This is a genomic window from Kitasatospora sp. NPDC056783, assembly GCF_042789895.1.
Lineage (GTDB): Bacteria > Actinomycetota > Actinomycetes > Streptomycetales > Streptomycetaceae > Kitasatospora.
Genome location: NZ_JBHUAF010000348.1, coordinates 1 through 9,298, shown reverse-complemented (window position 1 = coordinate 9,298; position 9,298 = coordinate 1). Strand labels below are relative to the sequence as shown.

At 74.4% G+C, this 9,298-nt stretch carries 11 protein-coding genes; 6 read left to right on the top strand and 5 right to left on the bottom strand.

The genetic code is table 11. The annotated features are described in order from the left end of the window. Window positions 1-3: 3 nt before the first annotated feature. The gene (locus ACFRMQ_RS32865) at window positions 4-888 is read right to left on the bottom strand and encodes a CHAD domain-containing protein (protein WP_380734394.1); all 885 of its coding nucleotides are present in this window, start codon (window positions 886-888) and stop codon (window positions 4-6) included. 207 nt (window positions 889-1,095) lie between these two features. Between ACFRMQ_RS32865 and ACFRMQ_RS32860 the strand changes: the two genes are divergently transcribed. The 3 genes from ACFRMQ_RS32860 to ACFRMQ_RS32850 all read left to right on the top strand — a co-directional run bounded on the left by ACFRMQ_RS32860 (window position 1,096) and on the right by ACFRMQ_RS32850 (window position 3,481). Continuing rightward, window positions 1,096-1,770 carry a hypothetical protein gene (locus tag ACFRMQ_RS32860; protein WP_380734393.1) on the top strand — a complete coding sequence of 225 codons (675 nt, stop codon included), beginning with the start codon at window positions 1,096-1,098 and terminating at the stop codon, window positions 1,768-1,770. A gap of 152 nt (window positions 1,771-1,922) precedes the next feature. Then, entirely contained in the window at window positions 1,923-2,726 is an 804-nt protein-coding gene (locus ACFRMQ_RS32855) for a DsbA family protein (RefSeq protein ID WP_380734392.1), read from the top strand. An 89-nt stretch (window positions 2,727-2,815) separates the two neighbouring features. Beyond that, window positions 2,816-3,481: a vitamin K epoxide reductase family protein gene (locus ACFRMQ_RS32850; RefSeq protein WP_380734391.1), complete on the top strand. Its 666-nt coding sequence runs from the start codon at window positions 2,816-2,818 to the stop codon at window positions 3,479-3,481. Between the two features lie 7 nt (window positions 3,482-3,488). Here the strand turns inward: ACFRMQ_RS32850 and ACFRMQ_RS32845 are convergent, their stop codons facing one another. The 4 genes from ACFRMQ_RS32845 to ACFRMQ_RS32830 all read right to left on the bottom strand — a co-directional run bounded on the left by ACFRMQ_RS32845 (window position 3,489) and on the right by ACFRMQ_RS32830 (window position 6,208). Further along, on the bottom strand, window positions 3,489-3,989 hold the full coding sequence (locus ACFRMQ_RS32845) for an NUDIX domain-containing protein (protein WP_380734390.1): 501 nt from the start codon (window positions 3,987-3,989) through the stop codon (window positions 3,489-3,491). Window positions 3,990-4,096: 107 nt separating this feature from the next. Next, the gene (locus tag ACFRMQ_RS32840; protein ID WP_380734388.1) at window positions 4,097-5,170 is read right to left on the bottom strand and encodes a serine hydrolase domain-containing protein; all 1,074 of its coding nucleotides are present in this window, start codon (window positions 5,168-5,170) and stop codon (window positions 4,097-4,099) included. 72 nt (window positions 5,171-5,242) lie between these two features. Beyond that, complete coding sequence (locus tag ACFRMQ_RS32835) at window positions 5,243-5,758, bottom strand: GNAT family N-acetyltransferase (protein WP_380734387.1); 516 nt, start codon at window positions 5,756-5,758, stop codon at window positions 5,243-5,245. Between the two features lie 24 nt (window positions 5,759-5,782). Continuing rightward, window positions 5,783-6,208: an ankyrin repeat domain-containing protein gene (locus ACFRMQ_RS32830; RefSeq protein WP_380734386.1), complete on the bottom strand. Its 426-nt coding sequence runs from the start codon at window positions 6,206-6,208 to the stop codon at window positions 5,783-5,785. A gap of 399 nt (window positions 6,209-6,607) precedes the next feature. Between ACFRMQ_RS32830 and ACFRMQ_RS32825 the strand changes: the two genes are divergently transcribed. The 3 genes from ACFRMQ_RS32825 (at window position 6,608) to ACFRMQ_RS32815 (ending at window position 9,178) form a co-directional block, all read left to right on the top strand. Further along, the gene (locus ACFRMQ_RS32825; protein ID WP_049660046.1) at window positions 6,608-6,802 is read left to right on the top strand and encodes a hypothetical protein; all 195 of its coding nucleotides are present in this window, start codon (window positions 6,608-6,610) and stop codon (window positions 6,800-6,802) included. A gap of 109 nt (window positions 6,803-6,911) precedes the next feature. Beyond that, window positions 6,912-8,525, top strand: coding sequence for a hypothetical protein (locus ACFRMQ_RS32820; protein WP_380734385.1), 1,614 nt, complete (start codon window positions 6,912-6,914; stop codon window positions 8,523-8,525). 278 nt (window positions 8,526-8,803) lie between these two features. After that, complete coding sequence (locus ACFRMQ_RS32815) at window positions 8,804-9,178, top strand: RNA polymerase-binding protein RbpA (RefSeq protein ID WP_188300504.1); 375 nt, start codon at window positions 8,804-8,806, stop codon at window positions 9,176-9,178. The last annotated feature ends 120 nt before the right edge of the window (window positions 9,179-9,298 follow it).

Here is a 9,298-nt window from a genome sequence, read left to right as displayed (position 1 = left end):
CCGCTACCCGAACCGGGGCAGCTTCCGCCCGCCCGCCCGCCGCCAGACGTCCGGCAGCCGCCGGCGGGCGGCCTCCCGGGTGGCCAGCTGGCGCGCGTACAGGACGCCGTAGCCGAAGGGCTCGCCGCCGGTCGCCGCATTGGCGGCGAGCGCGGTCGCGGCCACCACGGCGTCCTGGTGGTCGCCCAGCACCTCCTGGACGGCCTTCATCCGCCGCGCGTAGCGGTCCGCCCGGGCGCCGGCCACCGGGGCGGCGGTCTCGCCCGCGTAGCGGGCGCGTTTGGCCGCCTTGCGGGCCTCGTGGAGGGCGAGGTCCCGGTCCTCGGGGGCGGCGGCGAGGGCGGTGCGGACGCGTTCGGCCGTACGGCGCTGCTCGCGGGCGGCGATCCGGGAGAGCTCCGGGAGGGCGCCGCGGTCCGCGCGTGGGCGCAGCGGCGGGTCGGCGAGGAGGGCGGTGAGGGCCTCGCCGAGGGCCCGGCGGCGGGGATCGTCGAGGGCGGCGACGACCTCGGGCCACACCTGGCGGTACTCGGCCTCGCCCCACCGCTCCAGGGCGTCGGCGACCCGCCGCGGCTCGCACGCGGCGGGCAGCTCACGGGCCTCGGCGGCCAGTCGTCCGGCCAGCACCTCGCGGTCCCGCGCCCCGCCGAGGGCGGCGCCGAGCCAGCGCAGTTCGGCGGCCAGCTCATCGGTGGCGCCGGGGGTGAACAGTCGCCGGAAGGTCCGCAGGGCGCTGCGCAGCCGCCGGCAGGCGACCCGCATCCGGTGCACGGCGTCCGGCTCGTCCGCCCTCACGGCGTCGTCCAGTCCGGCCAGCACCACGGCCTGCGCCTCGATCCGGGCCAGCAGGACCTGCCCCACCGTGACGGTGCTCTCGGTTGTCACCATGTGCGCTCGCCCCCTCGTCGGGTCAGCGGGAACGCTTTCCAGGCTAGGTCCTGTCCGGTCGGTCCTGGCGGATCGGACAGGACCTGATGCGGGCCGGAGCGCTGTCGAAAGGGCAGACGGACCCGCAGGCTACTGAGCACGTGTCAGCCGGAACAGGGACCTACGGTCCCTCGTGCCGGACGCGAGCGCCATGGCATACTCCGGAGCGTGACGATCTCCTCCCACACGACCAGGGCCCTGCGGGCCGCGGTGTTCACCGCGCTCGCCGTGCCGATGGCCGCGTTGGGCCAGGTGGTCATCACGGGCCGCCCGCTGCCGCTGTCGCTGGTGGCCTCGGCCTGTGCCGTCGTCTTCCTCGTCGCGGCCGTGTCGGCCGGCGGGGAGCGGCGGATGCTGCACATCTCCGGCGTGATGGTGCCGGTCGAGCTGCTGCTCAACACCACGTTCAACCTGGGCCAGACCAGCTGTTCGCCGGTGCTGACCGGCCAGGTGCCCGCCCGTGGGGTGAACCTGCTGGTCTGTGGTGGCGGTTCGGTGGACGGATCGCTGCTGGGCGGCCCCCTGGGCCACGCCGGGCAGTCGGCGCCCGCCGCGACCCAACTGCTGCTCCTGCTGGTGCACGTGGTGATCGCGGTGGCGGCCTCGGCCTGGCTGCGGATGGGCGACGCCGCCCTGTCCGGCCTGGCCCGGGCGCTGTGCGCGCTGCGCGAGTCGCTGGCCGGCCCGCTGCGTGCCCTGGTCGTCCTGCTGCTCCCGGCCCCGGCGCGTCCGGTGCTGCGGGTGCCGCTGCCGGTGTCGGACCGTGCCCGGCCGCGCCGCGCGGACGTGGTGCTGAGCCCGGCACCCCGGCGTGGCCCTCCCGCTTTCGCGCCTGCCTGCTGATCGCCCTTCCCGGCTGATCACTCCGCGTACCCGGCCGGACGGCCCCGGTGCGCCCGCAGGCAGCGCGCACGACTCCCGCGTTCACCGACCCCGCCGCACCAGGTGCGGCTCCCGCGCGCTCCCGCGCGCCGCGTACAGGAGTTGACTTCCCCATGTCGCAGGACAAGAACAAGAACCGCGTCAGTGCCCGTGAGCGGATCCAGGAGGCGCAGCGCCGCGAGCAGCAGGCCGCCAAGCGCCGTCAGCGGATCGTCGTCGCGGTCTCCGCCGTGGCCGTGCTGGCCCTCGCGGGCGGTGTCGCCGTCGCGGTCAACTCGGCTTCGAACAAGGACGACAAGGCCTCCGCCGCCGCTTCGGCGGCGCTGGTGGTGCCCGCGAACGCCTCCGGCGAGAACGGCACGGTGATCACCTACGGCAAGGCCGACGCCCCGCACACGATGGAGATCTACGAGGACTTCCGCTGCCCGGTGTGCAAGCACTTCGAGGCGGCGAACGGCGAGACCGTCAAGAAGCTCACCGAGGACGGCCGGATCAAGGTGAACTTCCACCTGGCGGCCTTCCTGGACAAGAACCTCGGCGGCAAGGGCTCGCGCACCGCGCTGGCCGCCGCCGGCGCCGCGCTGAACGAGGGCGTGGACAAGTTCAAGGCGTTCCACGACGTGCTGTACGCCAACCAGCCGGACGAGCGCGAGGACGGTTTCGGCGACGTCGACCACATCCTGGACCTGGCCGGCCAGGTGCCCGGTCTGAAGACGGACGCCTTCGTGAAGGCGGTGACCGACAAGACCTACGCGCCGTGGGCGGCCAAGGTCTCCGACGCGTTCAACGGCAGCGGGGTGACCGGCACTCCGACGGTCAAGGTCGACGGCAAGACCGTCACCCTGTTCGCCGGCAACGCCGTGGTCTCGCCCGAGCAGTTCACCGCACAGGTCAAGCAGGCGGCCGGCCTCCAGTAGGCCGCACCACCGGACCGCACGGCACCACCCGGCCCGGCCGACTCCCGGCCGGGCCGGCTCCTCCCAGCCAGCCACCGGAGTGTGCTGCCATGACCGCCGCGACCACCGATACCGCGCACCCGCACAGATCCGCCCCCGACGGCGCCGGCGGCACCGGCCGGGCGCCGGTCGGCGCGAGCCGGGCGCTCGCTCTCCTGCTGTTCCTCGGCGGGCTGGTCGGGCTGGCCGCCTCGGCCGTCCTGACCTTCGACAAGCTCCGCATCCTGGAGAACCCCTCCTACGTCCCCAGCTGCAACATCAACCCGGTGATCAGCTGCGGGTCGGTGATGCGCACCGAGCAGGCGGAGGTCTTCGGCTTCCCGAACCCGCTGCTCGGCCTGGCCGCGTTCGGCGCGCTGGCGGCGATCGGCGCGGGGCTGCTCGCCGGAGCCGCGTACCGGCGCTGGTTCTGGCTGGCCCTCAACGCGGGCACCGCGGTGGGCGTGGTGTTCGTGCACTGGCTGATCGACCAGGCGCTGTACGACATCGGCGCGCTGTGCCCGTACTGCATGGTGGTGTGGGCGACGGTGGTGGTGCTGTTCTGGTACACCACGCTGCACAACCTGCGCACGGGTGTGATCCCGGCGGGCCGGCGGCTGCGGGTGGTCGCCGGGGAGGCGGCGCGGTACCACTGGGCGCTGCCGGTGCTGTGGGCAGCGGTGATCGCGCTGCTGGTCCTGAACCGGTTCTGGTACTACTGGAGCACCCTCCTCTGATCATCCGTCACCCCACGTACCCGGCGGAGTGCAGCAGCGCGGCGGCGCCCGTCCGCCGGGCCTCCAGGGCCCCGGCGAGCCGGCGCGCCGCGCCGGGGTGGAGCAAGGCGGCCGCCCGCGCCGGGGTGAAGTACCCGTGGTCGGCGATCTCCTCGGCCTGCAGCCGGACGGCCGCCCCGGAGGCGATCGTCCCGCCGTCGAACATGAACTGGACGGCGGGGTGGGCGTGTTCACCCTGGTCCGGGATCGCTTCGCGCCACTCCACCACGAGCAGGCGCAGCGGCCCGGCCAACAGGCCCGTCTCCTCGTACAGTTCGCGGGCCGCGCACTCGGCGGGCCCCTCCCCCGGGTCCATCCCGCCCCCGGGGAACTGCCACTGGTCGCGGTAACCGGCCTTCAGCAGCAGGACCTTGCCCGTCTCCTCGGTCAGCAGCACGCTGCACCCGACGTAGGCGCGCACCATCCCGGCGAGCCACTGCCCCTCCGTGAGCGCCCGGATGTCCGTCATCGCGCCTCCTCCGCCGACCGCCGCCCTCGGGGACAATCTGCCGCGATCCCCGCCCGTCAAACGGCGGTTGGCGCCGGTCCACCCGAAGGAGTGGCCGCGGCCGCCCGCTACCCGAAGACGGCCCGCCGGACGGCGTTGCGCAGTTCGGTGAGCCGCCGGATGTCCCGGTCGTAGTGCACCTTGTTGGTGAGCAGCAGGGCCCAGCGGCCGAGCCGGCGGGAGACCCAGAGGCCGGTGCCGGTGAAGCCGTAGTGGACGAAGGTGCCCTCGGCAGGTCCAGTGCCGGGGGCGTACAGCCAGGACAGGCCGCGGGCGGGGGCGAGGCCGCCGGTCTGTTCGCGCAGCGACTCCTCGATCCACGGCCCGCCCCAGGGCAGTCCGGGCGGCGGGTCGAGCAGCGCGGTGAGGAAGCGGGCGAGGTCGCGGGCGGTGGAGAAGGCCCCGGCGTTGCCGGAGACCCCGCCGAGCAGCCGGGCGGAGGGGTCGTGGACGACGCCGCGCAGGTGGGTGCCCGCCCGCTCCTCGTACTCGGTGGGCGCGGTGCGGGCGGCGAGCGCCGCGCCGAGCGGCCCGTACCGGGTGTCGGTCATGCCGAGCGGACGCCACGCCCAGCGCGCGGCGAGCTCGTCCAGCGGCCCGCCGCCGAGGTCCTCGACCAGGTGGGTGAGCAGCACCGCGGCCCGGTCGGTGTACTCCACGGCCGTGCCCGGCGGGCGGTGCAGCGGGGCGGTGACGACCCCGGACCGGATCGCCGCGAGGTCCCGCCCGTAGAGCTGCTCGAAGCGGGTGTACGGGAGCATCCCGGCGGTGTGGGCCAGGAGTTGACGGACCGTCACCATTCCCGAGGGGTGCCCGGCGGCGGGGAGCCACCAGCGGCCGAGCGGTTCGTCCAGCGGCAGCCGCCCGGACTGGTGGAGCGCCCCGGCGCAGGGCCAGAGCGCGACGACCTTGGTGAGGCTGGCGAGGTCGTACAGGGTGTCCGGCCCGGGCCGCAGCCGCGCGTACGACCCCTGCCCGAGCGCTCCGTGGCCACCTCCGCCGATCGTGCCGCCCGCGTCGCCGAGGGCCCAGACGGCGCCCGCCCCGACGCCGCGCGCGCCCTCGCCGACGAGCCGGTCCAGCTCCCCGCCGGGCGCGGCCAGGACGGGGAGCCGGTCGGCTCCGGGTGCTCGATGGCTCATCCGTCCGCCTCCCAGGGGCCTCCCGAGGCCCGCTCGCGGGGCCGACGGGAGCCTTCCCCGCGCGGCGGCGGCTCAGACCGCCGGAGCCAGCTCCTTGCCGAGGCAGATGCTCTGCGGGTGGTCCTTGTAGATGCCGAACTTCCGGATCGCCGCGTAGCCCTCGGACTCGTACAGCCCGACGGCCTCGGGCTGCTCGGTGCCGGTCTCCAGGACGACCCGGGTGCGTCCGGCCTCGACGGCGGACCGCTCCAGGCGCCGCAGCATCGCGCGGGCCAGGCCCCGGCCGCGGGCCTCGGGGATCACGAACATCCGCTTCAGCTCGACGTCACCGTCCCGCAGGTCGTCCGGGCCGGCCTGCTTGGCCCGCCAGCCGCCGCAGGCGACCGGGCGGCCGTCCAGGTAGGCGATCACGAACAGGCCGGCCGGCGCCTCGAAGTCCTCGGGGCGCATGACGGTCTCGTCCGGGTCGCCGTAGCGGCGCACGTACTCCTGCTGCACCTCCGCCGACAGGGCCTGGGCGTCGGGGTGGGCGTAGCCGGTTGTGCGGAACTCGACGGTGCCGGTGTCCCGGGTGGTGCTGGTGTTCATGGTGGAAGAGCCTACGGCCCCCGCTCAGCGGGCCTCGAACCGGGCGACCAGGTCGTCCTTGCCGAACATCCGGGCGGTGTCCACGGCGCTCGGGGTTCCGGCCCGCGGGTCGGCGCCGCCGGCCAGCAGGACGTCGAGCACGTCCCCGGCGCCCTTGAAGACGGCGCCGGCCAGCGGGGTCTGGCCGCGGTCGTTGGCGCGGTTCGGGTCGGCGCCGTGCCGGAGCAGTTCCGCGACGGCGGCGGCGTGGCCGTGGTACGCGGCGAGCATCACCAGGGTGTCGCCGCGGTCGTTGGTGAGGTCGGCCGGGGCGCCGGCGTCCAGGTAGGCGGACAGGACGTCGGTCTCCCCGGCCCGGGCGGCGTCGAAGAGCTTCCCGGCGAGGGCGATCACCTCGGCGTCGGGGGCGTCGGGGGCGTCGGCGGGCTGCCGGCTGGCGGCGTCGGTCATGGCGGAAGGGCCTTTCCGGTCGGATCGTCGGGCGGTCACGGGGCTGCGCCAGGGGCACGGTAGCGGCCGGCGCCGGAGCGGGCCAGGGGGCCTCCGGAAGCCGGATGACGGCCCGCGCCCGTCGCGACGCGCGACCGCGCGCGTCGCGCAGCCATTCGAGCGAACTTTCCGGACCCCCCGGAAACTTCCCACCCGCCGCCAGGGAATGCCTCGGCTCACCGATTCCCCACGACGCCCGGCCCGCACCCCGGCCGGTTCGCATGCCGCCGCCCGGTCACTCCAACGGTATTGAACGGCAGAACCACCCGTTTGCACCGTTCCATCATCTATTACTTTTTGTCACGATTAGGGCACTTTCCGTGACACCCCCGCTTGTCCCCCCTTCCTGAGGAGCGGAACGTGATCCTCTCGATTTCCGGCATCGTCCTGTTCGGCACCATCGCCTTTCTCTTCTTCCGCCGGGACGGACTAAAGGTCTCCCACGCCATCGTCTGCGCCCTGTTCGGCTTCTACATCGCCGGTTCCTCGATCGCGCCGAGCATCACCGCGGGCGGCGCGAGCCTCGCCAGCCTGCTCAGCGGCATCAGGTTCTGACCGCCCCCCACTCCCCCGTCACCGGCCCGGGCGCGGATCCCACCGCCCCGGGCCCCGTCGTACCCCAGCCGCGCACCCCACCCGTCCCACCCGCCCGGGGAGTCAAGGAATGCCGCTCCACCACCACCTCAGCAAGGGCCGGGCAATCGCCCGGACCGCCGGGGACCACGCCTCCGACATGTTCGCCCCGCTGTCCGTCATCGGCCGCGGGCTGCGCCACCACGCCGACTGGGCCAGGGCCCGCTGGCAGGACACCCCGAAGGAACGCCGCGGCCCGACGCTGTTCCTGGCCGCCGCCATGGCGATCGGCGTCTACCTGATGCCGCACGGCCTGCTGTTCGCCCTGGTCGCCCTGATGGCCAGCGCCGCCTGGGCCGGCCGGTCCCCCAAGGCGCCCGGCGCGCCGGCCGGACCGGACGTCGCCGACGTCAAGCTCGGCGCCCTCTACGCGGCTCTCACGCCGTACCTGTGCGGCCCCGAGGACGCCAACCCGCTGTACCGCTTCGAGGGCAGCTACCGGAGCGCCTTCAGCGCGTGGGAGTTCGACGGCGAGGGCCGGCTCGCCCGGCTGGAGCTGAGCTACCCCGCGTACTTCACCGACACCGAGCCGACCGCCCGGGCCCGAATCGAGCAGGTGGTCCAGGGCAAGGCGGGCCGGGCCCGGGAGTACCGCTTCGACTGGGACGAGGAGTCCAACCGGCTGCGGATCACCGCGCTGGCCCCGCTGCCCGCCGACATCGCCGCCCAGCGCTTCGTGGCCGCCCCCGGCGAGATCGTGCTGGGCTTCACCGACGAGGACGGCACCGCCCGCACCATCCCCGTCGTCCGGGGCGGCACCACCGTCCAGCAGCCACCGGTGGTCTGGCGCACCGGCCCGCGCTCCTCCGAACCGCACCTGCTGGCGCTGGGCGTCACCGGCTACGGCACCTCCGGCCTGCTGCGCTCGATCGCCCTCCAGGCCCTCCCGTACGCCGACCTGGTGGTGGTCGACGGCGCCGGCACCGGGGAGCACGCCTGCCTGGTGAACCGGCCCGGCGTGCACACCGTGGAGACCAGCCTGCACGGCGCGCTGGCCGCCCTGGAGTGGGCCGCCGAGGAGACCGAGCGGCGGCTCGCCGCGCTCAACGCGGCCCGGTACGCCGGCAGCGCCCCGCCCGAGGACGTCACCCGGCCGCTGTGGCTCCTGCTGGACCACCCGACCGAGCTGGGCGAGCTCGCCCGGGCCGAGGGCCGGACCGACCCCCAGGACCTGCTGGAGCTCCCGCTGCGGCACGGCCGGGCGGCCCGGGTGACCGTGGCGATCGCCGACGACCTGGAGGCCCTGGAGCGGATCACCCCCACCGTCCGCGCCACCACCCGGGCCCGCGTGGTGCTCGGCCCGGCCGGCCCGGACGAGGGCCTCGCCGTACTCGGCGCGCCGCTGGACATCGCACCCGCCGCGCACGCCCCGGCCGGCCGCGGCTACGCCCGGATCGGCAACGGCGCCCCGGTCCGGCTCCAGGTGCCCGCCACCGTCGACCCGCTGGACGACGAGGCCCCGGCCCCGCTGCGGGACGCGGTGCTCGCACTGCTGCCGCACCGGGACGGCCGCACCGGGGCCGCCGCCGTACCGCCCCGCCCGGAGCACCCGCCGACGGTCCCGCCGATCGATCCGGCCGCGCCCGCCCGGCTGGTCGACCTGGCCAAGGGCGAGCCGATGATCCGTTCACGCCCGATCTCCTGACCCCCGGCTCCGGCGGGGCCGGACGCCGCCGCCGAATGCCCTCCCGGTACGCTCGTCACGGAAAGTCCGCACCATCACCAGATGTGAAATACGTGACACCTGGGGTGATATCACCGGCCAGATGTGACAAATCGGGCGCAGGTGGGTACAAACAGGGGCGGCACGACAGACGACGCATGTCCCGGGACGGGAATCTTCGTCGGAAGCCGAGCGTTGACCGAACGACGAAGAACAGCGACCACTAGTCCTGTGGGCCATAAGCCCGGGAGGCACGATTCATGAGCGAGCGAGCTCTCCGCGGCACGCGACTCGGGGCAACTAGCTACGAGACCGACCGTGGTATCGATCTGGCTCCCCGCCAGACCGTCGAGTACGCATGTCAGAACGGACACCGTTTCGAGGTTCCTTTCTCGGTCGAGGCGGAGATCCCCTCGACCTGGGAATGCCGCTTCTGTGGCCAGGAGGCGGCTCTTCTCGACGGTGACGAGCCGGAGGAGAAGAAGACCAAGCCGACGCGCACCCATTGGGACATGCTGATGGAGCGCCGGACGCGCGAGGAGCTGGAGGAGGTGCTGGCCGAGCGGCTGGCCGTGCTCCGCTCCGGTGGGATGAACCTCGCGGTGCACCCGCGGGACACCCGTAAGAGCGCCTGACACCTCGCTCCCGCCCCGTGCGGGAGGACGCGAAAAGGGACCCTGGTCACCAGGGTCCCTTTCGCGTTGTCCGTGCCGTCCGATTCGTACCGCCCGCGCGGCGGGTCCTCGGGGATGTAC

Excerpts from the sequence above, each read along its gene's own strand:
- ACFRMQ_RS32865 (WP_380734394.1), bottom strand. The coding sequence starts at position 888 with ATGGTGACAACCGAGAGCACCGTCACGGTGGGGCAGGTCCTGCTGGCC.
- ACFRMQ_RS32855 (WP_380734392.1), top strand. The coding sequence starts at position 1,923 with ATGTCGCAGGACAAGAACAAGAACCGCGTCAGTGCCCGTGAGCGGATC.
- ACFRMQ_RS32850 (WP_380734391.1), top strand. The coding sequence starts at position 2,816 with ATGACCGCCGCGACCACCGATACCGCGCACCCGCACAGATCCGCCCCC.
- ACFRMQ_RS32845 (WP_380734390.1), bottom strand. The coding sequence starts at position 3,989 with ATGACGGACATCCGGGCGCTCACGGAGGGGCAGTGGCTCGCCGGGATG.
- ACFRMQ_RS32840 (WP_380734388.1), bottom strand. The coding sequence starts at position 5,170 with ATGAGCCATCGAGCACCCGGAGCCGACCGGCTCCCCGTCCTGGCCGCG.
- ACFRMQ_RS32835 (WP_380734387.1), bottom strand. The coding sequence starts at position 5,758 with ATGAACACCAGCACCACCCGGGACACCGGCACCGTCGAGTTCCGCACA.
- ACFRMQ_RS32830 (WP_380734386.1), bottom strand. The coding sequence starts at position 6,208 with ATGACCGACGCCGCCAGCCGGCAGCCCGCCGACGCCCCCGACGCCCCC.
- ACFRMQ_RS32820 (WP_380734385.1), top strand. The coding sequence starts at position 6,912 with ATGCCGCTCCACCACCACCTCAGCAAGGGCCGGGCAATCGCCCGGACC.
- ACFRMQ_RS32815 (WP_188300504.1), top strand. The coding sequence starts at position 8,804 with ATGAGCGAGCGAGCTCTCCGCGGCACGCGACTCGGGGCAACTAGCTAC.